Here is a 22492-nt window from a genome sequence, read left to right on the forward strand (position 1 = left end):
TTGCAGGTGCGGTCAGCGCCTGGCAATGCGCCGGCGTGCGGCAGGCAGGATATGGCGTTCGCTCAGCGGTGCCAAGGTCACACCATGCGGTGGCTGCAGCGGCACCCAGGCCAGCTCGGCGATCTCGGCCCGGGCCTGCGGCACGCCGGCCACCTGCACCCACCATGCCTGGGCCCGCACGCTGCAACCGGGCTCGTTGACGGCCCGGTCTTCGTGCGTTCCCAGTGCACGCGCCGAGCCCGCCACCAGGTGGACCCCGAGTTCTTCATGCAGTTCGCGCGCCAGGGCCTGCAACGGCGCCTCACCCGGCTCCGGTTTGCCCCCGGGCTGGATGAAGGCGGTGGCGCCGTGCTTGCGCACCACCAGCACCCGGCCACGGCCGTCCTCGATCACCGCCGCCACGATGTGGATCGTGGCGGCGGCCGGGCTCACTTCACGTTCTCGTTGAACAGCTTGAGGATGCGCTTGTACTGGTCCAGCCAGGAGTCGGCGCGGGTATAGCCATGGCGCTCCAGCGGGTACGGCGCGATGCTCCAGTTGTCCTTGTGCAGCTCGATCAGGCGCTGGCTCAGGTTCACCGAATCCTGGAAGAACACGTTGTCATCCATCATGCCGTGGGCGATCAGCAGGTGATCCTGCAGCCCGTCGGCGTACTCGATCGGCGAAGACGTGCGGTAGGCCTCCGGGTCGAGGTCCGGCGTGTTGAGGATGTTGGCCGTGTAGGCGTGGTTGTAGTTGTGCCAGTCCACCACCGGACGCAGCGCGGCACCGGCCTTGAACGTGCCCGGCGAACGGAACAGCGCCATGAAGGTCATGAAGCCACCGTAGGAGCCGCCGTAGATGCCGGCGCGGCCACGGTCGCCCTGCTGGGTTTCCACCAGCCAGTCCAGGCCGTCCTTGTAGTCCTCCAGCTCCGGATGGCCCATGTTGCGGTAGATCGCCGTACGCCAGTCGCGGCCGTAGCCTTCGCTGCCGCGGTAATCCATGTCCAGCACGATGTAGCCCTGCTGCACCAGCAGGTTGTGGAACATCTGCTCGCGGAAATAGGCCGGGTAACGCTGGTGCACGTTCTGCAGGTAGCCGGCACCGTGGACGAACATCACGATGGGATAGGTCTTCCCCGGTTCCTTGGTTTCCGGCCCGTAATACTTGGCCCAGACCACGCCGGCGCCGTGCTTGGAGGGCACCGCCACCCGCTTCGGTTCGATCCATTGCCGCGCCTTGAATTCGGCCGTGCGGGTATCGGTCAGCACGCGGGCCTGGCCACCGGCGGTCGGCACCACCGCCAGCTGCGGCGGCAGGTAGGCCGCCGAATAACGCACCAGCAACTGCTGGCCATCCGGCGACAGGCTGAAATCCTCCACGCCATTGAGGTTGGTGAGCTCGCGCACCTGGCGGCTGCCGGCGTCCACCGCGCAGATTTCATAATCGTGCGGGGCGGCCTGGTTGCACAGGACGTAGAAGCTCTTGCCGTCGGCCGACAGGACCGGCGCGGAGGTCTCCCACTTGCCGCTGGTCAGTGCCTGCGGACGCGCGCTGCCGCTCTGCGTGTACAGGTGCGAATAGCCGGATTCCTCCGACAGCAGCCACAGCGTGCGGCCGTCGGCCATCCAGCCGAAATCATTGAAACCCCAGTTGATCCAGGCCGCGTCGGTGAGGCGGTGGCGGTTCTCCACGCGCCCGTCCTTGGCGTCCACGCTGATGATCCAGCGGTCCTTGTTGTCGTTGGCGCGCAGCATCAGCGCCGCCTGCTGGCCATCGGCGCTCCAGCTGATGCCACCGCCCATGAACTCGCCCATCAGCTGCAGCGGACGCTCGCCCTTCAGCGGCTCCTTGCCGGCCTTCCTGCGCATGGCCGCGAGCGGGTCCGTGCCGATGCCCGGCAGGCTGTCCAGCGCGATCTTCTCGGCCTTGCCGGTACGCGCATCCACACGCCAGAAGGTGTGCGGCTCAAAACCATTGCGGCCCACGCGGGTGCGCGTGTCCTCGGTTTCTTCATAACCGGATTCGGTGACGTACAGCGGCATCTTGCTGGTGCGGCCGTCGTCGAATTCCTTCGGGCTGGTGACTACGATCAGATGGGTCAGGTCCGGGGAGAGCGCACTGGCGGCAATCTGCACGTCCGCGCCAAGGAAAACCGGGCCCGGCGCACGGCTGTCATCGGCCTGGCGCCAGCGCTGTTCCTGCGCCTTCAGGGCTTCGCGCTGCTCGCGGTCGCGGCGCAGCGTTTCCAGCGTGCGCAGCTGCTGTTCGCGCAGCAGGTCGGCCTTGGGGGCGTCGTCCGGATTCTTCTCGGCCTTCAGGCTGGCGACCTGCGCGATGCCCTTGCCGGCGGTCCAGTGGAACCAGTCCTGGCCGCTGCGCCAGTAGACGCCGCCGTCGGTGGCAAAGCCCACGTTCGCGGCGCGGCTGTTGCCGCGGGTGAGCTGGGTCAGCGCGCCGCTGCGCAGGTCGCGCAGGAAGACATCGCCGTTGCGCACGAACGCGGTGCGGCTGCGGGTACGGTCGTACACCGGATCGGCCACATCCAGGGTGCCGCGCTGGTCATCGGCCACCTGGCTGGCCACGCCGCCGGCCACCGGCTGGCGGAAGGTATCCCGCACCGGGCTGCCCTTGCGCTTGAGCTGGTATTCCACCTGCTGGCTGTTCCAGGACCACCACGCCTTCTCCACCGGCGGGCCGATCCAGTCCGGGTCGGCCATGGCCTGTTCGATGGTGATGGGCGTCGGCGCGGCATGGGCCGCAGGGGCGGCAAGCAGCGCGGACAGCAGCAGGGACAGGGGCAGCACTCGGGACATGGGCAGCGGGACCGGAAAGGAAACCCGGCAAGCGTAGCAGCCGGCCGCCCGTGGGGAGGGGGCCACAGGTCATGCCCCACGGAGCCACAGGTGATGCCCCACGACGCAGCACGATGGGGGCCTCGCCGTTCATGCCTGCGACAAAGTGAAGCACAGCGTCACCGGGTCGCATTCCGCCTTCACGCAATGATGACCACACTGGTGCGGTTTTCCACGTGCCCGGCAGGAGGCGTCCTTGGACGCATTGTTGTTGTCACGTTTCCAGTTCGGATTCGTGGTCAGTTTCCATGTGCTGTTCCCGGCCTTCACCATCGGCACGGCGAGCTGGCTCGCCTTCGTCGAATGGCGCTGGCTGCGCACGCACAAGCCCGTCTGGCGCGAGCTGTATTTCTTCTGGCAGAAGATCTTCGCCGTGTCCTTCGGCATGGGCGTGGTCAGCGGCATCGTCATGGCGTTCCAGTTCGGCACCAACTGGCCACGGCTGATCGAAGTGGCCGGTACGGTCATCGGCCCGCTGCTGACCTATGAAGTGCTCACCGCGTTCTTCCTGGAAGCCAGTTTCCTCGGGGTGATGATGTTCGGCTGGGGCAAGGTGTCGCCACGGCTGCATTTCTTCTCCACGTGCATGGTGGCGCTGGGCACGCTGGTCTCCACGTTCTGGATCCTGGCCTCCAACAGCTGGCTGCATACCCCGGCGGGGTACGAGATCGTCGATGGCATCGTCCAGCCCAACGACTGGTGGCAGGTGGTGTTCAATCCGTCCTTCCCTTACCGCCTGACCCACATGGCGCTGGGCTCGTTCATCACCACGTGCTTTGTGATCGGCGGCGTCGGCGCCTGGTACGTGCGGCGGGGCAAGCACGTGGAAGCCGGGCGGCACATGCTGACCGCCGCGGTGATCTTCGCCGCCATCACCGTGCCGGCGCAGATCGTCGCCGGCGACCTGCACGGCCTGAACACCCTGGAGCACCAGCCGATGAAGATCGCGGCGATGGAAGCGCACTGGCACGAGGGCGATGAAGGCGCAGGCGTGCCGCTGGTGGTGTTCGCGCTGCCCAACGAAAAGCAGGAGCGCAACGATTTCGAAGTCGCCATCCCGCGCCTCGGCAGCCTGATCCTCACCCACTCCCTGGAAGGCCGGTTCGAGCCGCTGGCCTCGGTTCCGGCCAGTGAGCGCCCGCCGGTGACGCCGGTGTTCTTCGCTTTCCGGATCATGGTGGGGCTGGGCTCGCTGATGCTCGTGCTGGCGCTGTTCTCGGTCTGGGCGTTGTGGCGACGCCGGCTGTTCTCCTCGCCGTGGCTGCTGCGGGGCTGGAACTGGATGTTGCCAAGCGGCTTCGTCGCGCTGATCTCCGGCTGGTTCGTCACCGAGATGGGGCGCCAGCCATGGGTGGTGTACGGCCTGCTGCGCACCGCCGATGCGGTCGGGCCGCAGAGCGCATGGATGACCGCGCTTTCGCTGGGCGTATACGTGGTCGGCTACGCCTTCGTGTTCGGCTGGGGCGTGTGGTACCTGGTGAAGATCCTGCGCCAGGGACCGAAACCGCATGAGGACGGGCCGTCGCTGGACGGTGGCAGTCAGACGCCGATGCGGCCGCTGTCGGCCGCTGAAGAACCGCTGGAGGAGCATTGACATGGAGCTGATGACCTGGCTGCCGGTCGCGTGGTTCGCGGTGATCGGCTTTGGCGTGATGATGTACGTGCTGCTCGATGGCTTCGTGCTGGGCATCGGCATCCTCGCCCCGTTCGCGCACAGCGAGCAGGAGCTGGACCAGATGATGAACACCGCCGCGCCGATCTGGGACGGCAACGAAACCTGGCTGGTGCTGGGCGGTGCGGGCCTGCTGGCCGCCTTCCCCAAGGCCTATGCCGCCCTGCTTTCGGCGCTGTACCTGCCGGTGCTGCTGCTGGTGATGGCGCTGGTTTTCCGTGGCGTGGCGTTCGAGTTCCGGTTCAAGGCACACCGCTCGCAGCGGCTGTGGAGCGTGGCCTTCGCCGCAGGCTCGGTACTGGCCACCTTCGCGCAGGGACTGATCCTCGGCGCCATCGTGGAAGGCCTGCCGATCGTCGAGGGGCTCTACCAGGGGGGCGCGTTCGGCTGGCTGAGCCCGTTCACGCTGCTGACCGGCGTAGCGCTGGTGGCCGGCTACGCGCTGCTCGGCAGTACCTGGCTGATCCTGAAGACAACGGGCACGGTGCAGGCGCTGGCGAAGAAAATGACCCGACCGCTGGTGGTGGGCGTGATCGTGGCGATGGTGGCGGTCAGCACCTGGCTGCCCTTCCTGCAGTCGCGGGTGATGGAGCGCTGGTTCGCCGACAACAACTTCTGGTGGCTCTCGCCCATCCCCCTGCTGACCTTCGGGGTGGCGCTGGCCCTGTGGCGCAGCGTGCTGCACCCCACCCGCGACCTGCCGCCGTTCCTGCTGAGCCTGTCCCTGTTCGTGCTGGCCTTCGCCGGCCTGGTGCTGGGCATGTGGCCGTTCCTGCTGCCACCGACCATGACCCTCTGGGAGGCTGCCGCGCCGCCGTCCTCGCTGGGCTTCAGCCTGGTCGGCCTGGTGGTGCTGCTGCCGGTGATCCTCGGTTACACGGCGTGGTCGTACCGGGTGTTCCGCGGCAAGATCGAAGCAGACGCCGGTTACCACCACTGACCGGTCGCCGGGCAGGCGCCAGCCCCGACGTGGGCCAGGCGCACCCCTGTGATACGGTGCGCGGCTCTGACGGCCTGCCGTCGTCGTCTCCCCCGTACGCCGCCACCATGATCGAGTTTTCCGTTGCCGACTGGGCCGCCTGGGCGCCGGGCCTGTCCGCCCGCAGCGAATGGCTGGACTGGGCGGCCTCGCCCCATCTGCCGCTGGGTGAACAGACGCCTGCGCTGTCCGAGGTGCCGGCCATGCAGCGTCGGCGCATCGAGCGGTTGGGACGCATGGCCATCCAGGCCGCGTGCTGGTGTGAAGACGGCGAGGGCGCCGACAGCGGCATACCCCTGGTGTTTGCCAGCCGCCACGGCGATGTGGCCCGGTCGATGGAGCTGCTCAACGCCCTGACCCGCGACCTGCCCCTGTCACCGACCGGTTTCGGCCTTTCCGTCCACAATGCCATCGGGGCGCTGTATTCCATCGCGCGCGGGTACCGCGGCAACTACCTGGCCCTGGCCGGCGGCCGAGCGACCGTGGAGGCGGCCTGCATCGAGGCGGCGGCGCTGCTGGCCGACGGGGCGCAGGAAGTCCGGCTGGTGGTCTACGAGTCTCCGCTGCCCGAGGTCTATGCCGATTTCGCTGACGAGCCCGACCCGTTCTTCGCCTGGTGCTGGCGCGTGACCGCCCCCCACCCGGAAAGGCCCACGCTGCGCCTGGACTGGTCCATCGATCCGGCCGCTGGCGTACCCGAAGCGGGGGGGCTGCCGCATGCGCTGGACCTGCACCGGTTCCTGCTGGCCGGCCAGGCGGCGCTGGAGCGCCGGGCCGATGGTCAGTGCTGGCGCTGGACACGCCATGGCTGAGCCCGCCAGCCAGCGGCTCAACCACGCCTGGCGGGTGTTCGCCACGGGGCTGAGCTTTGCGGCATTCGGCGCGGGCGGGCTGCTGCTCGGCGGCCTGGTCCTGCCCTTGCTGCTGCGGGTCGTGCGGGCTCCTGAGCGTCGGCAGCGGCTTGGGCGTCGGCTGGTGCAGCGGGCGTTCGCCGGGCATGTGGCGCTGATGCACCGCCTGGGCGTGCTGACCTATGAGATCGAGGGGCGCGAACGGCTGGCACGTGATGGCCTGCTGGTGCTGGCCAACCACCCAACGCTGATCGACGTGGTCTTCCTGATCTCGCTGTTGCCCAATGCAGATTGCGTGGTGAAGCGGGCCGTCGCTTGCAACCCGTTCATGCGCGGCCCGGTACGTGCCGCCGGCTACGTTTCCAACGACGATGGAGCAGGACTGGTGGACGACTGCATCGCGGCGGTCAAGGCGGGCGGCAACCTGGTCATCTTTCCGGAAGGCACGCGCACCGTGCCCGGACAGCCGCCGCGGCTGCAGCGGGGCGCGGCGAACATCGCCGTCCGGGGCCGGCTGGACATCACACCGGTCACCATCACCTGCACCCCCTCGACACTTGCCAAGGGGCAGAAATGGTATCGTGTTCCATCACGGCGCTTTCACGTCCGGGTGCAGGTCGGGCAGGACATTCCGATCGCCCCGTTCCTGACCACCGCCGAGGACGCGCCGAGGGGGGAAGCCTTGGCCGCCAGGCGGCTCACCGAGCACCTCACCCGCTACTTCGACATGTCTGGAGACAACCGCCGTGCAGGCACTTGAGCACGAGATCAAGGAATTGATCATTTCATCGCTTTCGCTGGAAGACATCGTGCCGGACGACATTGATCCGACCGCGCCGTTGTTCGTCGAAGGGCTGGGCCTGGATTCGATCGACGCGCTGGAGCTGGGTCTGGCCCTGCAGAAGAAGTACGGTGTCAGTCTGTCCGCCGACTCGGAAGAGACCCGTCGTCATTTTTCCAGTGTGCGCGCGCTCAGTGCGTTCGTCGCCGCCCGCCAGCCGTAATGGCGCCAGGATCTGCCATGACCAAGAATGAACTGTTCGAGCACATCGTCCGCATTCTGAACGACAGCTTCGAAATCGAGCCGGCCCGGATCACGCCGGACGCGCGGCTGTACGAGGACCTCGACATCGACAGCATCGACGCGGTCGACCTGATCGTCCAGCTCAAGCCGCTGCTGGGCCGCAATCTGCAGCCGGAAGCCTTCAAGGCCGTGCGCACCGTGCAGGACATCGTGGATGTCGTGCACCGTCTGCTGCCCGACCAGGCCGCCGCCTGACGCCGGCTGCAGCGCCGGCATGGCTCGCGCGCGCGTTGCTGCCTTCGGCCTGGTGTCGCTGGCCTATCCGTTGCTGGTCTACCTGGCCATGGGACGTTTCGAGCCACGCTGGCTGGCGCTGCTGCTGTTCGCGCTGGCGGTGCTGCGTGCGCTGACCACCCGCCAGGCGCTGTGGTGGTGCGCCGCCGCCGGGGCCGGCCTGCTGGCCGTGGCCGCCACGGTGTTCAACGAAGCCTTGCCGCTGAAGCTGTACCCGGCGCTGGTCAATGCGGTGATGCTGGCGATGTTCGCCACCAGCCTGCGCTTCGGCCCGCCGCTGGTGGAACGCCTGGCGCGCCTGCAGGAGCCGGACCTGCCGCCGTTCGCGGTGGTTTACACGCGCCGCGTCACCCAGGTGTGGTGCGGTTTTTTCGTTCTCAACGGAGGGCTCGCCCTGGTCACCGCGCTGTATGCATCGGACCGGGTCTGGGCGCTGTACAACGGAGTGTTGGCCTACGTGATGATGGGTGTGCTGTTTGCCGGTGAGTGGTGCGTGCGGCGCAGGGTCAAGGCGGCCCACGCGCATGGCTGAGTGGATTGCCCTGGACCGCCTGCTGCTGCAGCCGTTGCCGGCCCGCGTGGTCGGCGTGCTGGCCGACGGTGGCGCGCTGGACCACGCCGCGTTGCACGCACAGGTGCTGCGCTGGCAATCGGCGTTCGCGTCCGCGCCGGGCCGCGACTGGGCGCTGTACTTCGATGACACGCTGGCTTTCGCCGCCGCCCTGTTCGGGGCCTGGCATGCGGGCAAGCGCGTCTTCCTGGGAGCGGACAACCTGCCGGCCACGCTGCAGGCATTGAAGCCCCATGTAAGCGGCTTCGTTGGCGACATCGACGCGGCCTGGCAGCCGCTGCGGCCTGCCGGACCATCGGCCGAACCCGCGCCCGCGCTGCAGGCGCTGGAGGAACGCCAGTGCGAGCTGGTGGTGTTCACCTCCGGCAGTACGGGTGAACCCACGGCCATCGGCAAGCGGCTGGACCAGCTGGCACGGGAGGTGGAGGCCCTGCAGGCCGCGTTCGGGGCGCAGCTGGGCAACGCGCAGGTACAGGGCACGGTCTCCCACCAGCATATCTACGGGCTGCTGTTCCGCGTGCTGTGGCCGCTGGCCGCTGGCCGCGTGATCCAGCCGCGGCGTTTCTTCCACGAAGACCTGGTGGCCGCCCTGGCCAGCACCGATTCGCTGCTGGTGGCCACCCCGGCCCACCTCAAGCGGTTGCCGGCGCAGCTGGACTGGCAGCGCCTGCACGGGCGCCTGCATGCGGTGTTTTCCTCCGGCGGCGCGCTGCCCGCGGAGGCCGCCCTGCAGGTGCGCGAGCTGCTGGGCGTGGCACCGACCGAGGTGTACGGCAGCAGCGAGACCGGCGGCATCGCATGGCGTTGCTGGAACGTGGTGTCGCCCCCGTGGCAGCCGCTGCCTGGCGTGCAGTGGCGCATCGAGGATGGGTGCCTGGCGGTGGCCTCGCCGCACCTGCCCGGCCGTGACTGGTGGCGCACCCAGGACCGCGTGGAAGCGCTGGACGGGGGCTGCTTTGGCCTGCTTGGCCGCGCCGACCGCATCGTCAAGATCGAAGAACGTCGTGTCTCGCTGGATGCGCTGGAACGGGCATTGCGTGCCGATCCGCGGGTCGAAGACGTGCGTGTGCTGGTGCTGCCGGGGGCACGTGAACAGCTGGCGGCGGCGGTGGTACCGACCGATCGTTCGCTGCTGGAGGCCGACGACGCCGCGCGCCGCGCGTTCCAGCACGAGCTGGGCCACGTGTTGGCGCGTGGCCACGATGCGGTGACCCGTCCGCGGCGCTGGCGCCTGCTGTCGGCGCTGCCCATCAATGCGCAGGGAAAGGTGACCCAGGCGGCGCTGGAGGCGACATTCCAGCCCTCAGTGCCGCATCCGCGCTGGCTGCAGCGCGAAGCGGCGCAGGCCATGCTGCAGATGACCCTGGACCCTGCGCTGCAGGTCTTTGAAGGACATTTCCCGCAGGCACGCATCCTACCCGGGGTGGCGCAGCTTGACTGGGCCATCCGCTTTGGTCGCCAGGCGTTCGCCATCCCGCCGCGTTTCGTACGCATGGACACGGTGAAGTTCCAGCACGTGGCGCGGCCTGGCGATGTGCTCTCACTGCAGCTGGACTGGGATGTGCAGCGCAGCGTGCTGGGGTTCCGTTTCACCTCCGCGCACGGCGTCCATGCCAGCGGCAAAGTGGTGTTCGCCGATGCCAGCTGACGCGCACGCACCGTTGCCATTGCTGGTGGTGATTCCGGTGTTCAACCATGAACAGGCCATCGCGGCGGTGGTGGACGGCGTACGCGCCGCCGGCCTGCCGTGCCTGCTGGTGGATGACGGATCGCAGCCTTCGTGTGCCGCCGTGCTGCAGCAGCAGGCACAGCGCGAGGGCGTGGCGGTGCTGCGCCTGCCGGTGAACCAGGGCAAGGGTGGGGCGATGCTGGCCGGCTTCGCCGAAGCTGCGCAGCGCGGATACAGCCATGTGCTGCAGATCGATGCCGATGGCCAGCACGACACCGCTGACCTGCCGCGCTTCGCCGAGGCATCGCGTGCACACCCGCAGGCGGTGATCTGCGGGATCCCGGCCTACGATGACAGCGTGCCCAAGGCGCGTCTCTACGGTCGTTATGCGACCCACATCTGGGTGTGGATCAACACGCTGTCGCTGCACCTGCGCGACACCATGTGTGGTTTCCGCATCTACCCGTTGCCGCCGGTGCTGCGCCTGATGGGCGAGGAGACCATCGGACGGCGCATGGATTTCGACACCGAGATCATGGTCCGCCTGTACTGGCGGCAGGTGCCGGTGCAACACCTGTCCACCCGGGTGACCTACCCGGCCGACGGCGTTTCGCACTTCGATGTGTGGCGTGACAACGTGCGCATCAGCTGCATGCATACCCGGCTGTTCTTCGGCATGCTGCGGCGGGCACCGCGCCTGCTGTGGCGCCGCGTGCAGGGGCAGGGCTGACGTGGACCGCTTGCCCCACGCGCCGCACTGGGCCGACATCGGCGAATCCACCTCGGTGGCCGGCGTGCTGTTCCTGTGCTGGGTGCACCGCTGGTTCGGGCGCTGGCCGTTCCGGCTGTGCGTGTGGCCGGTGGTGGCCTGCCACTGGCTGAGCAATGGCGTTGGCCGACGTGCATCCATCCAGTACCTGCAGCGGCTCCAGGCGCACACCGGCGTGCTGGGCCGCGTGCCGCGCCAGCGTGACAGCCTGCGGCACTTCTTCGCCTTCGCCGATACGATGCTGGACAAGATTCTCGGCCTGGGTGGACGTTATCCACCGCAGCGCCTCCGCCTGCAGCGTGACCTGGTACTGCAGAAGATCGCGCGGCGCGAAGGCGGGCTGATCCTGACCGCGCACATCGGCTGCCTGGAACTGTGCCAGGTACTGGCCGAACAGGTGCCCGGCTTCCGCATCACCGTGCTGGTGCATACCGCGCACGCGCAGCGTTTCAACCAACTGCTGCAGCGGCTGGACCCGCTGGCGGCGGTGGAGCTGGTGCAGGTGACCGAAATGGGCCCGGCCACGGCGATGCTGCTGGCCGACAAGGTCGCCTCCGGTGGCTTTGTCGCCATCGTCGGCGACCGCGTGCCGGTGCAGGGCGGGCGCAGCGTGATGGCCGATTTCCTCGGCCACCGCGCGCCGTTTCCGATCGGTGCCTATGTACTGGCCGCCGCACTCGGGTGCCCGGTGTACACCATGGCCTGCCTGCACGACGGTGATGGCTACCGGGTGACGTTCGAAACGTTCGCCGAGCGGGTGGTGCTGCCGCGTGGTTCGCGCGATGCCGCGCTGGCCGGACACGCGCAGCGCTTCGCGCGCTGGCTGGAACTGCAGGTCATCCAGTCCCCGTTGGACTGGTTCAATTTCTTCCCCTTCTGGGACCAGGCTCCTCATGACCACTGACGCTGTACCCGCGTGCCGTTTCGGCGATGCACCGATCACCATCGAAGACGTGACCGCACTCGCCCGGCGCCAGTGCGACGCCGTGCTGAGCGATGCACCCGCATTCCGCGCGCACATCCAGCGGGGCGCGGATTTCCTCGACCGGCTGCTGCGCGAGGACGGGGTGATCTACGGCGTGACCACCGGCTACGGCGATTCGTGCACGGTGAACATCCCGCCGGCACTGGTCGCCGAGCTGCCGCACCACCTGTACACCTATCATGGCTGTGGGCTGGGCCGTTACCTGGACCCGGCCGAGACCCGCGCCGTGCTCGCCGCACGCCTGGCCTCCCTGGTGCGTGGCATGTCCGGCGTCAGCGTGCCGTTGCTGGAAGGCCTGGCCACGCTGCTGCAGCACGATGTGCTGCCGTTGATTCCCGCCGAAGGCTCGGTGGGCGCCAGTGGCGACCTGACCCCGCTGTCGTACGTGGCGGCCGTGCTGTGCGGCGAACGCGAGGTGCTGCACGACGGTCGCGTGCAGCCGGCGGCCGAGGTGCTGGCGAAGATCGGCATGACCCCGCTGAAACTGCGTCCGAAGGAAGGGCTGGCGATCATGAACGGGACGGCGGTGATGACCGGCCTGGCCTGCCTGGCCTGGCAGCGTGCCGATTACCTGTCCCGCATGGCGACCCGGCTCACCGCCTTCAACGTGCTGTCCAGCGACGGCAACGCGCACCACTTCGATGACACCCTGTTCGCCGCCAAGCCACACCCGGGGCAGTCGCGCATTGCCGCGCGCCTGCGCAGTGACCTGCACAGCGAGCGCCCGCCACGCAACGAACAACGCCTGCAGGACCGCTATTCGCTGCGCTGCGCGCCACACGTGATCGGCGTGCTGGAAGACGCCCTGCCGTTCCTGCGCCAGCTGATCGAAACCGAACTGAACAGCGCCAACGACAACCCGCTGATCGATGCCGACGGCGAGCGCATCCTGCACGGCGGTCACTTCTACGGCGGCCACATCGCGCTGGCGATGGACACGCTGAAGACGACCGTGGCCAACATCGCCGACCTGCTCGACCGGCAGCTGGCGCTGGTGGTCGATGCCCGCTACAGCCATGGGCTGCCGGCCAACCTGTCGGCCGCCACCGGGCCGCGCGCGGCGATCAACCACGGCCTGAAGGCGCTGCAGATCAGCGTGTCGGCATGGACGGCCGAAGCGCTGAAGCAGACCATGCCGGCCAGCGTGTTTTCGCGCTCCACCGAATGCCACAACCAGGACAAGGTCAGCATGGGTACCATCGCCGCGCGCGACTGCCTGCGGGTGATCGAACTGACCGAACAGGTGGTGGCTGCGATGCTGATCGCTGCCCGCCAGGGCCTGGCCCTGCGTGAACGGGTTGGCATGAACGCGCAGCTGCATGGCCGTCTGGCCGAGATGTACGCCGACCTCGGGCAGCGCATCGCCCTGGTCGAGGAAGACCGCGCGCTGGATCGCGAACTGCGGGAACTGCTGGTGGAGATCCGCGCGCAACGTTGGGAGCTGTATGCCGGTGAATGAGCACCACGAACTGACCGGCGAGGTCACGCTGGCCCCCGCCTTCCACGACTGCGATCCGATGAACGTGGTCTGGCATGGCCACTACTTCAAATACCTTGAACTCGCACGCTGCGCACTGCTGCAACGCTACGACTACGACTACCCGCAGATGCTGGAATCGGGCTACATGTGGCCGGTGGTGGATGCGCGGGTGAAGTACATCCGCCCGCTGCTGTTCAACCAGCCGCTGCGCGTGGTCGCACGCATCGTCGAATGGGAGAACCGCTTGAAGATCCAGTACGAGATTCTCGACGCCGCCAGCGGCCAGGTGCTGACCCGCGCCCATACCATCCAGGTCGCGGTGGATGCGGCCAGCAACGAGATGCTCTACCTCTGCCCGCCGGTGCTGTGGGAGCGTCTGGGAGTACCCGCGCCATGACCCCTCTGCTTCGTTTGCCGCGCCTGCTGCTGTGCGTGCTGCTGCTCGCGGCGTGCGCACCGCAGGCGTACGCGGCCGATCCGGCGGTGGATGCCATCACCCAGGCGGTGGCCCGCCCGGACGTGCTGCGCGGCCAGTTCACCCAGGAAAAGCAGGTCAGCGGCTTCAGGAACCCACTGCGTTCGCAGGGGCGGTTCGTGGTGGCGCGCCAGCACGGCGTGATCTGGACCACGCTCAAGCCGTTCCCGTCCGAAGTGGTGGTCACCGCCGACCGCATCCTCAGCCGCCAGCGTGACGGCAGCAGCCGCGTGGAGCTCGATGCGCGCCAGCAGCCGGCGATGCGCTCGGTGAACGCGATCATGTTCGCGCTGATGAGCGGCGATGTGCAGGCCCTGTCCAGCCAGTTCGCGGTGGCGGCCACACGCGAAGGGCAGGGCTGGCGGCTGCGGCTGACGCCGAAGTCGGCGATGCTGGCCAAGGCGTTCGAGTCCTTGACGCTGCAGGGCGACCGCTACGTGCGCCAGGTGGAGATCGTCGAAGCCAACCAGGATCGCACCCGCATCCAGTTCACCGCGCTGAGCGAAGCGCCGGCCACGTTGAACGCCGACGAGGCGCGCCGCTTTGAGTGACAGCGCCGCACCGGATCGCCTGCGCCGCTGGTGGCACTGGCTGGGCATCGCCTGGCTGCTGCTGTTGCTGGTGCTGGGCGCGCAGCAGTGGCGGCTGTGGAGCCAGGAGTCGCGGATCGATACCGATATCCTTGCCCTGCTGCCACAGGACGCGCATGACCGCCTGATCAGCGATGTCACACGGCGCATCGCCGATGGCAGCTCGCGGCAGGTAGTTGTGCTGCTCGGCAGCCGGGACAGCGCCGCGGCCAAGCGTGCACAGGCCGCCTTCGCCGACGCGATGGCCACCGATGCAGACCGCACGCTGCTGGTACCCAGTGGTTCGATCGAAGGCTGGTTCGATGAGGCGCGTGCGTTCTACGCACCGTACCGCGATCGTCTGCTGACCCCGGCCCAGCGCGGGCAGCTGCAGCAGGCCGAACCCGCTGCGCTGGCCGAACAGGCGCTCGGTGCGCTGTACGGCCCGATGGGCGCGCCGCGCCTGACCGAGTGGCGGCAGGATCCGCTGTCGCTGTGGCCGCAGTGGTGGCAGCAGCAGGCGCAGGGCTCCGGGCTGCGCCTGGGCGATGACGGTCTGCTGGAGGCCGAGGGCAAGCATTGGGCAGCCTTGCAGTTCGATACGCCGGGCTCGGCCTTCAGGCTCGATGGCGAGCGCCATCTCGATGGCCAGCTCGAACGCGCCGGACAGGTGGCCAAGGCCGCTGCACCGGATCTGGAGATCCTGCATGCCGGCGTGCCGCTGCATGCCGAGGCGGCTGCCGTGCAGGCCAACCAGGAGATCAACACGATCGGCTGGGGTTCGCTGGCGGCGGTGCTGCTGCTGGTGTGGCTGGCGTTCCGCTCGCTGCGGCCGATCCTGCTGGTGGCCGCTTCGCTGCTGATCGGTTGTGGCGTGGCGCTGGCGGTGACCGTGCTGGTGTTCGACAAGGTGCATGTGCTGACCCTGGTGTTCGGTGCTTCGCTGGTTGGCGTGGCCGAGGACTACGGCATCCACTGGTTCGCTTCGCGCCAGGCCGAGCCGGCCGACCGCCGCTGGAAACTGCTGCGGCACCTGCTGCCGGGCCTGTGGCTGGCGCTGCTGACCAGTGCGCTGGCGTACCTGGCGCTGGGCCTGGCGCCGTTCCCCGGCCTGCGGCAGATGGCCGTGTTCTCGGTCGTCGGACTGGCGGCGGCTTTCCTCACTGTGATCCTCTGGTTCCCGTGGCTGGACGGCGGTGACATCCGGCCGACGCGTTTTTCGCAATGGCTGGGCGGTACGCTGCGGCGCTGGCCCCGACTGCAGCGGCGCAGGCAGGTCGGGCTGTTCGTTGTCCTCGCACTGGCCTTCGCGGCGCTGGGCATGGCGCGGCTGCAGAGCGATGACGACCTGCGGAGCCTGCAGTCTTCGCCGCCGGCCTTGATGGCCGAACAGATCCGCCTGAGCCGGCTGCTGGGCATGCCCAGCCCGGCGCAGTTCTACCTGGTGCAGGGCGCTGACGCAGGCCAGCTGTTGCAGCGCGAAGAGGCGCTGACCGCACGCCTGCGTGCGCTGGCCGACGAAAAGCGCATCGGCGGGTATCGCGCGATCAGCGACTGGCTGCCTTCGCCGCACCGCCAGCAGGCCGATGCAGCCCTGACTGCACGCGTGGAACCTGCGGTGCTGGCGGCCGTAGGTGAGGCCGTGGGCGAGTCCCTGCAGCGTCCCGCGTTCGCTGCCGCGCCACTGAGCGCCGAGGCGTTCCTTGCCTCGCCGGCGTCGCAGCCGTTCCGCCACCTGTGGGTGGGCGAGGTGGGAGGGCAGATGATCAGTGTGGTGATGGTCGATGACCTGTCGCGTGCCGATGCGCTGGCCACCCTGCGTGGCACTGCCGAAGGCCTGGACGGCGTGCGCTGGGTCGACCGTACGGCCGATTTCTCGCAGCTGCTGGGCCATTACCGCAAGCTCATGGGCGGGCTGCTGCTGGTCGGCGTGGTGTTGATCTTCGCTGCGTTGTGGCTGCGCTACCGACGCCAGGCCTGGCGCGTGTTCGCTCCGACACTGATCGCCGGCGCGCTCACCCTGGGGCTGCTGGGCCTGTTCGGGCAACCGCTGCAGCTGTTCAATGTGCTGGCGTTGATGCTGCTGCTGGGCATGGGCATCGACTACGGCATCTTCCTGGTGGAACACCAGGGTGATCCTTCGGCGTGGCTGGCGGTGTGCGTGGGCGCGGCCAGCACCTGGCTGTCGTTTGGCCTGCTGGGCCTTTCGGCGACCCCTGCCCTGCGGGCCTTCGGCCTGACGCTGCTGTTCGGCATCGGACTGGTGTGGCTGATATCACCGTTGTTCCGGCCCGCGCCGCATGCCGTGCCGCCGACCTGAGCGGGCACGCTTCATGCTGTTTCCTCCGCTTTTCCACCTGATCGAGCAACAAGGACGCACCGATGACTACCGCTGTGGATGCCGCTGATTTATCCAGCCACGAAGACGTGGAACGTACCGAAATCCTGATCATCGGCGCCGGCCCGGCCGGTTCGGTGGCTGCGGCGATGCTGCGCCAGCAGGGCCGCCAGGTGCTGATGATCGAGCGCCAGCAGTTTCCGCGCTTTTCCATCGGTGAGAGCCTGCTGCCGCAGAGCATGGAATACATCGAGGCGGCCGGCCTGCTGCAGGACGTGGTGGAGGCCGGTTTCCAGCACAAGAACGGCGCGGCCTTCGTGCATGGCGACGCGCGCACCGCGTTCGACTTCAGGAAGAAGTTCTCGCCGGGCTGGGGCACCACCTACCAGGTGCAGCGCGCCGACTTCGACAACGTGCTGGCGCGTGGCGCCGAACGCATGGGCACCACGCTGCGTTTCGGTGACGAAGTACTGGCGGTCGAGCCAGGCGAGCAGCCGGTGGTGCGGGTACGCCGCCCCGATGGCAGCGAGTACCGCATCGAAGCCGATTTCATCCTCGACGCCTCCGGCTTCGCACGCCTGCTGCCGCGCCTGCTGGACCTGGAATCACCATCCAACTTCCCGGTGCGCGGGGCGATCTTCTGCCACGTGCGCGACAACATCCCGGCCGAAGCGGATTTCGACCGCAACAAGATCCTGATCACCACCCATCCCGAGCACATCGACGTCTGGTACTGGACGATCCCGTTTTCCAACGGCTGCTGCTCGCTCGGCGTGGTGGCCGAACCGTCATTCTTCGAACGTTACCCCGGCGATGACCTGCAGACGCTGCAGGCCATCGTCGGCGAGGATCCGAACCTGACCGGCCTGCTGGCCAATGCCGAATGGGCGGTCCTGCCGGTGCGCCGCATCACCGGTTACTCGGCCAACGTCCGTTCGCTGTGGGGACCGGGCTATGCGCTGCTGGGCAACGCCGGCGAATTCCTGGACCCGGTGTTTTCCTCCGGCGTCACCATCGCGTTCAAATCGGCGCAGCTGGCCAGCGATTGCCTGGCGCGCCGCTATGCCGGCGAGACCGTGGACTGGGAAGCGGACTTCTCCATTCCATTGCGCGCGGGCGTGAAGACCTTCCGCCGCTTCGTGGAAAGCTGGTACCAGGGCGGCTTCCAGAAGATCATCTACCACCCTACGCAGCAGCCGGAAGTGCGCGAAATGATCAGTTCCATCCTGGCTGGCTACGCCTGGGACACCAACAACCCCTACGTGGCCGACCCCACGGGTCGCCGCATGCGGGTGCTGGAGGAACTGTGCAGCGCCTGATCGTCCGCGTCACCGCCCTGCTGCTGTGCCTGCTGCTGGCGGCCTGCGCCAGCCGCGTGCCGCGCCCGCTGGCGGACCTGCCGCCGCTGCGCCTGCCGCCTTCCAGCCTGCCGGCGCCGCTGGCGCTGCAGCAGCAGCTGCATTTCCGCTTCGGCCGCCACGAGCGTGATCTGGATGCGCTGCTGGAAGCGGACGCGCAGCAGGTGCGGCTGGCCGTGCAGGCCATGGGCCAGACCGGTGTACGCCTGCAGTGGGATGGCCGGCAACTGGCGCAGCAGCGCGCACCGTGGCTGCCGCCGCAGGTGCGTGGCGAGCGCGTGCTGGACGATCTGCAGTTCGCCCTGTGGCCCACCGAGGCCATTGCCTCGGCCTTGCCGGCCGGCTGGCAGGTGGCCGACGATGGCCGCCTGCGCAGGCTTACCCACCAGGGCCACACATGGCTGCAGCTGGAGCGCAGCAACGATGGCAGCATGCAGCTGGAAAACCGTGCCGAAGGCTATTCGCTGCGGATCGAGTCGATCGACATGAACCCGCAGGAGCCTTGAGCGTGTCCGCAGCCAGCCACACGGTGTTCCTCAACGAAATGGGCGTGGTCTGCGCGCTCGGTGAAGGCCGCGCGGCGGTGTCTGCGGCGCTGTTCGCCGACCATCCCGGTGGCCTGAGCGACAACGACCAGCTGCTGCCGGGGCGCACGCTGGCGCTGGGCCAGGTGCGCACCGCGCTGCCATCGCTGGAGGATGTGCCGCTGGCCCTGCGCGGGCGCAACAACGCGCTGCTGGATGTCGCGCTGGCGCAGATCGCGCCGGCCGCGCATGCCGCCATCGCCCGGTACGGGGCCGGTCGCGTGGCCGTGGTACTGGGGACCAGCACCTCGGGCATCGGTGAATCCGAGCAGGCGCTGCGCACCCGCGCCGAGCATGGCCACTGGCCGGAAGGCTTCGATTACGCACAGCAGGAGATGGGCTCGGCCGCGCAGTTCGTGCGCCAGCGCATCGGTGCACAGGGACCGGCATGGACGTTGTCCACGGCCTGCTCGTCCAGCGCCAAGGCGTTGATGTCGGCCGCGCGGCTGCTGCGGGCGGGCATCGTGGATGCGGTGATCGCCGGTGGTGCCGATTCGATGTGCCGCTTCACCGTGGCCGGTTTCAGCGCGCTGGAATCGGTATCCGCGCAGCGCTGCAACCCGTTTTCCCGCAACCGCTCGGGCATCAACATCGGCGAAGGAGCCGCCCTGTTCCTGCTGACCCGCGAACCCGGTCCGGTGTGCCTGGCCGGCTGGGGAGAATCCTCCGATGCGCACCACATGTCCGCGCCGGACCCGCAGGCCCTGGGGGCCATCGATGCCCTGCAGCAGGCGCTGCAGCGTGCCGGCTGGGCGCCGCAGGACGTGGATTACGTGAACCTGCACGGCACCGCCACTCCCCATAACGATGCAATGGAGAGCGTGGCCATCGCACAGGTGCTGGGCGGCGCGGTGCCGGCCAGTTCCACCAAGCCGCTGACCGGCCACACGCTGGGTGCCTCCGGTGGCATCGAAGCGGCGCTGTGCTGGCTGCTGCTGGCCGACAACCCGCAGGCCCGGCTTCCGCCGCACTGGTGGGACGGGCAGGCCGACGACGCACTGCCAGCGCTGGCATTGGTCGCGCCGGGGGATCGCCTGCCGCACCCGCCCCGGCGCGTGCTCAGCAGTTCGTTCGCCTTCGGTGGCAGCAACGCCGTACTGGCGCTGGCCCGCCCATGAGCACGCATAGCCTTTACCCCATCGAAGACGTGGTGCCGCACCAGGGCCCGATGCGCCTGCTTGACCGCGTGCTGGCGTGGGACGACAGCACCCTGGTGGCCGAACTGGTGGTGCCGCACGCCGGCCTGTTCGTCGAGGACGGGGGCGTGCCGGCCTGGGTCGGCATCGAATACATGGCCCAGGCCATCGCCGCGTGGGCTGGCTGCCGCGCGCGGACAGAGGGGCGCGCGCCCGGCATCGGCTTCCTGCTGGGCAGCCGCCGCTATGCCTGCGAACGGACCCTGTTCCCGAGTGGCACCCTGTTGCGGGTGCGGACGCACTGCGAGCTCTTGGGTGACAATGGTCTGGGGATGTTCGCCTGCGTGATCGAGGCGGATGGAGTGCAATGGGCTGCCGCCAATGTCTCGGTGTTCCAGCCGAACGACGCGATGGCGTATCTGGAGAGTGGAAAAGCATGACAGGGAATACGAGCGTGCTGGTGACCGGCGCCAGCCGGGGCATTGGACGGGCGGTCGCGCTGCGCATCGCGCGCGATGGCCATGACGTGGTGGTGCATTGCCGCAGCCGCGTGGCCGAGGCCGCCGAGGTCGTCGCCCTGATCGAAGGCGAAGGGGGCCGCGCACGCCAGATTGCTTTCGATGTGGCCGACCGCGCCGCCACGCGTGCCGCGCTGGAAGCCGACATGGAAATCCATGGCGCCTACTACGGCGTGGTGTGCAATGCCGGCATCGCCCGCGACGGTGCATTCCCTGCGCTGTCCGGCGAGGACTGGGACGAGGTGGTGCATACCAACCTGGATGGTTTCTACAACGTCCTGCACCCGCTGATCATGCCGATGGTGCGCCGGCGCACGCCTGGCCGCATCGTCACGCTCTCATCGGTGTCCGGACTGGTGGGCAATCGCGGGCAGGTCAACTACAGCGCGGCCAAGGCCGGCATCATCGGCGCCACCAAGGCGCTGGCACTGGAACTGGCCAGCCGCCAGATCACCGTCAACTGCGTGGCCCCGGGCCTGATCGACACCGACATGCTCAATGACGAAGTGGTCGAGCATGCGCTCAAGCTGATTCCCGCCGGGCGCGTGGGCCGTCCCGAGGAAGTCGCCGCAGCGGTGGCCTTCCTGTTGTCCGAACCGGCCGGCTACATCACCCGCCAGGTCATTTCAGTGAACGGGGGAATGGTCTGATGGCCCGCCAGGAACGACGCGTGGTGGTCACCGGTGCCTCGGCCATCAGCCCGATGGGACACGACTGGCCGAGCATCCGCGCGCACCTGCGCAGCGGCCGCAATGCGGTACGCCGGATGTCCGAATGGGATGTCTACGCGGGCCTGAACACCAAGCTGGCCGCGCCGGCGCAGGCCTTCGAGCTGCCCGACCACTACAACCGCAAGACCACCCGTTCCATGGGACGGGTGGCGCTGATGGCCGTGCGCGCGACCGAGCTGGCCCTGCAGGCCGCCCAGCTCGCCGACCACCCCGTGCTGCGCAGCGGGCGCACCGGCGTGGCCTATGGCTCGTCTTCCGGTTGCCACGCCGCCACCGGCGAGTTCGTGCGGATGATGAGGGAGTTCAACACGCACGGCATCACCGCCAATACCTATCTGAAGATGATGAGTCACACCGCGCCGGTCAACATCGGCGTGTTCTTCGGACTGTCCGGCCGCGTGTACACCACCTCCAGCGCCTGCACGTCGGGCAGCCAGGGCATCGGCTCGGCGTATGAGGCCATCCGCAGCGGAAAACAGACGGTGATGGTCGCCGGCGGCGCCGAACAGCTCGATGCCACCGCAGCCGCGGTGTTCGACACCTTGTTCGCCACCAGCGTGCGCAACGACACGCCGCAGGCAACGCCGAGCCCGTTCGACGCCGGCCGCGATGGGCTGGTGCTGGGGGAGGGCGCCTGCACGCTCATCCTCGAGGATCTGGAACATGCGCAGGCCCGCGGTGCGACCATCCTTGCGGAGATTGTCGGCTACGGCACCAACAGTGACGGCCAGCATGTCACCCAGCCCAGCGCCGGCACCATGGCCGAAGCCATGCGGCTGGCGCTCGACGATGCCGGCCTGGAGGCCGCGCAGATCGGCTACGTCAACGCACACGGCACGGCCACCGAACACGGTGACATCGCCGAGACCCAGGCCACTGCCGAGGTGTTCGGCAGCGGCATGCCGATCAGTTCGCTCAAGAGCTATGTCGGCCACATGCTCGGCGCCTGCGGCGCTTACGAAGCCTGGCTGAGCATCGAAATGATGCGCGAAGGCTGGTTCGCGCCTACCCTCAATCTGTCCACCGTCGATCCCCGCTGCGCCGAGCTGGACTACATCACCGGCAGCGACCGCGTGCTGCAGGCCGACTACGTGATGAGCAACAACTTCGCCTTTGGTGGCATCAACACCTCGCTGGTGTTCCGCCGCTGGCAGGACTGATCCACCCCGCACCCCAACAAGGAGATGAGTTGATGCGCTGTTCCATCCTGTTCCTCGCCGCTGGCCTGCTGGCCGCCACCACCACCGCCCAGGCCCGCGATACCCGTGTCGAGCAGTCGCTGCAGGCGCTGCTGTCCTCGCCACAGGCACGCGAAGTCGGCATCGACGGCAGCGTCCGCTTCTACCTGGCAGGGCAGCCGGTCAGCGTCGAGCAGCGCTTCGGTGAGGATGTCACCAACAAGAAGACCAACGCGGCCAACAAGAGCGATGAAGAGGCATGCCGCTGGGTTGCGCTTTCCGCCCTGCTCGCCCTGCAGGACGGTGCCAAGGCGCGTGGTGCGAACGCCGTGGTGGACGTGGTGAGCTTCTACAAGCGCAACGAGTTCCGCAGCGCCACCCACTATGAGTGCTACGCCGGTACGCTGATGGCGGGCGTCGCGCTGAAGGGCACCTACGCCAAGGTCCGCTGAAGCGGGTGCGCAACGTCGGCCA

Annotated in this window: 23 protein-coding genes; 21 read left to right on the forward strand and 2 right to left on the reverse strand. The window is 68.4% G+C overall.

Annotated elements, in window-relative coordinates; genetic code table 11:
* Positions 1 to 12: 12 nt before the first annotated feature.
* The gene (locus FHY09_RS08130) at positions 13 to 432 is read right to left on the reverse strand and encodes an NUDIX hydrolase (RefSeq protein WP_166925985.1); all 420 of its coding nucleotides are present in this window, start codon (positions 430 to 432) and stop codon (positions 13 to 15) included.
* Positions 429 to 2798: an alpha/beta hydrolase family protein gene (locus FHY09_RS08135; protein WP_166925987.1), complete on the reverse strand. Its 2370-nt coding sequence runs from the start codon at positions 2796 to 2798 to the stop codon at positions 429 to 431. Before FHY09_RS08135 ends, FHY09_RS08130 begins: the two co-directional genes overlap by 4 nt.
* A gap of 235 nt (positions 2799 to 3033) precedes the next feature.
* Here FHY09_RS08135 and FHY09_RS08140 point away from each other — a divergent pair, with 235 nt between their 5' ends.
* The 21 genes from FHY09_RS08140 to FHY09_RS08240 all read left to right on the forward strand — a co-directional run bounded on the left by FHY09_RS08140 (position 3034) and on the right by FHY09_RS08240 (position 22470).
* Positions 3034 to 4431, forward strand: coding sequence for a cytochrome ubiquinol oxidase subunit I (locus tag FHY09_RS08140; protein ID WP_166925989.1), 1398 nt, complete (start codon positions 3034 to 3036; stop codon positions 4429 to 4431).
* Position 4432: 1 nt separating this feature from the next.
* On the forward strand, positions 4433 to 5449 hold the full coding sequence (gene cydB, locus FHY09_RS08145; protein WP_166925991.1) for a cytochrome d ubiquinol oxidase subunit II: 1017 nt from the start codon (positions 4433 to 4435) through the stop codon (positions 5447 to 5449).
* 107 nt (positions 5450 to 5556) lie between these two features.
* Positions 5557 to 6300, forward strand: coding sequence for a beta-ketoacyl synthase chain length factor (locus FHY09_RS08150; RefSeq protein WP_166926565.1), 744 nt, complete (start codon positions 5557 to 5559; stop codon positions 6298 to 6300).
* Positions 6293 to 7099: a lysophospholipid acyltransferase family protein gene (locus FHY09_RS08155; protein ID WP_166925993.1), complete on the forward strand. Its 807-nt coding sequence runs from the start codon at positions 6293 to 6295 to the stop codon at positions 7097 to 7099. The genes FHY09_RS08150 and FHY09_RS08155 overlap by 8 nt, the downstream gene beginning before the upstream one ends.
* A complete protein-coding gene (locus FHY09_RS08160; protein WP_166925995.1) occupies positions 7086 to 7343 on the forward strand; it encodes a phosphopantetheine-binding protein in 258 nt (85 codons plus the stop codon). The genes FHY09_RS08155 and FHY09_RS08160 overlap by 14 nt, the downstream gene beginning before the upstream one ends.
* Positions 7344 to 7360: 17 nt before the next feature.
* Positions 7361 to 7618: an acyl carrier protein gene (locus FHY09_RS08165; protein ID WP_166925997.1), complete on the forward strand. Its 258-nt coding sequence runs from the start codon at positions 7361 to 7363 to the stop codon at positions 7616 to 7618.
* A gap of 19 nt (positions 7619 to 7637) precedes the next feature.
* The gene (locus tag FHY09_RS08170) at positions 7638 to 8189 is read left to right on the forward strand and encodes a COG4648 family protein (RefSeq protein ID WP_166925999.1); all 552 of its coding nucleotides are present in this window, start codon (positions 7638 to 7640) and stop codon (positions 8187 to 8189) included.
* Positions 8182 to 9876, forward strand: coding sequence for an ApeI family dehydratase (locus FHY09_RS08175; protein WP_166926001.1), 1695 nt, complete (start codon positions 8182 to 8184; stop codon positions 9874 to 9876). The genes FHY09_RS08170 and FHY09_RS08175 overlap by 8 nt, the downstream gene beginning before the upstream one ends.
* Entirely contained in the window at positions 9866 to 10627 is a 762-nt protein-coding gene (locus FHY09_RS08180; RefSeq protein WP_166926003.1) for a glycosyltransferase family 2 protein, read from the forward strand. Before FHY09_RS08175 ends, FHY09_RS08180 begins: the two co-directional genes overlap by 11 nt.
* Position 10628: 1 nt before the next feature.
* Entirely contained in the window at positions 10629 to 11570 is a 942-nt protein-coding gene (locus FHY09_RS08185) for an LpxL/LpxP family acyltransferase (RefSeq protein WP_166926005.1), read from the forward strand.
* Positions 11560 to 13110 carry an aromatic amino acid ammonia-lyase gene (locus FHY09_RS08190; protein WP_166926007.1) on the forward strand — a complete coding sequence of 517 codons (1551 nt, stop codon included), beginning with the start codon at positions 11560 to 11562 and terminating at the stop codon, positions 13108 to 13110. Before FHY09_RS08185 ends, FHY09_RS08190 begins: the two co-directional genes overlap by 11 nt.
* A complete protein-coding gene (locus FHY09_RS08195; protein WP_166926009.1) occupies positions 13097 to 13528 on the forward strand; it encodes an acyl-CoA thioesterase in 432 nt (143 codons plus the stop codon). The genes FHY09_RS08190 and FHY09_RS08195 overlap by 14 nt, the downstream gene beginning before the upstream one ends.
* Positions 13525 to 14157, forward strand: coding sequence for an outer membrane lipoprotein carrier protein LolA (locus FHY09_RS08200; RefSeq protein ID WP_166926011.1), 633 nt, complete (start codon positions 13525 to 13527; stop codon positions 14155 to 14157). The genes FHY09_RS08195 and FHY09_RS08200 overlap by 4 nt, the downstream gene beginning before the upstream one ends.
* Entirely contained in the window at positions 14150 to 16495 is a 2346-nt protein-coding gene (locus FHY09_RS08205; RefSeq protein ID WP_166926013.1) for an MMPL family transporter, read from the forward strand. The genes FHY09_RS08200 and FHY09_RS08205 overlap by 8 nt, the downstream gene beginning before the upstream one ends.
* Before the next feature lie 62 nt (positions 16496 to 16557).
* Positions 16558 to 17832, forward strand: a complete 1275-nt coding sequence (locus FHY09_RS08210; RefSeq protein ID WP_166926015.1) for a tryptophan 7-halogenase — start codon at positions 16558 to 16560, stop codon at positions 17830 to 17832.
* Positions 17820 to 18377, forward strand: coding sequence for a DUF3261 domain-containing protein (locus tag FHY09_RS08215; protein WP_166926018.1), 558 nt, complete (start codon positions 17820 to 17822; stop codon positions 18375 to 18377). Before FHY09_RS08210 ends, FHY09_RS08215 begins: the two co-directional genes overlap by 13 nt.
* 2 nt (positions 18378 to 18379) lie before the next feature.
* Positions 18380 to 19573 carry a beta-ketoacyl-ACP synthase gene (locus FHY09_RS08220; RefSeq protein ID WP_456362741.1) on the forward strand — a complete coding sequence of 398 codons (1194 nt, stop codon included), beginning with the start codon at positions 18380 to 18382 and terminating at the stop codon, positions 19571 to 19573.
* Complete coding sequence (locus FHY09_RS08225; protein WP_166926022.1) at positions 19570 to 20031, forward strand: hotdog family protein; 462 nt, start codon at positions 19570 to 19572, stop codon at positions 20029 to 20031. Before FHY09_RS08220 ends, FHY09_RS08225 begins: the two co-directional genes overlap by 4 nt.
* A complete protein-coding gene (locus tag FHY09_RS08230; protein ID WP_166926024.1) occupies positions 20028 to 20759 on the forward strand; it encodes a 3-ketoacyl-ACP reductase FabG2 in 732 nt (243 codons plus the stop codon). Before FHY09_RS08225 ends, FHY09_RS08230 begins: the two co-directional genes overlap by 4 nt.
* Complete coding sequence (locus tag FHY09_RS08235; protein ID WP_166926026.1) at positions 20759 to 22000, forward strand: beta-ketoacyl-ACP synthase; 1242 nt, start codon at positions 20759 to 20761, stop codon at positions 21998 to 22000. The genes FHY09_RS08230 and FHY09_RS08235 overlap by 1 nt, the downstream gene beginning before the upstream one ends.
* A 32-nt stretch (positions 22001 to 22032) precedes the next feature.
* Positions 22033 to 22470 carry an excinuclease ATPase subunit gene (locus tag FHY09_RS08240; RefSeq protein ID WP_166926028.1) on the forward strand — a complete coding sequence of 146 codons (438 nt, stop codon included), beginning with the start codon at positions 22033 to 22035 and terminating at the stop codon, positions 22468 to 22470.
* The last annotated feature ends 22 nt before the right edge of the window (positions 22471 to 22492 follow it).

The sequence above is a fragment of the Xanthomonas sp. 60 genome (assembly GCF_011761925.1).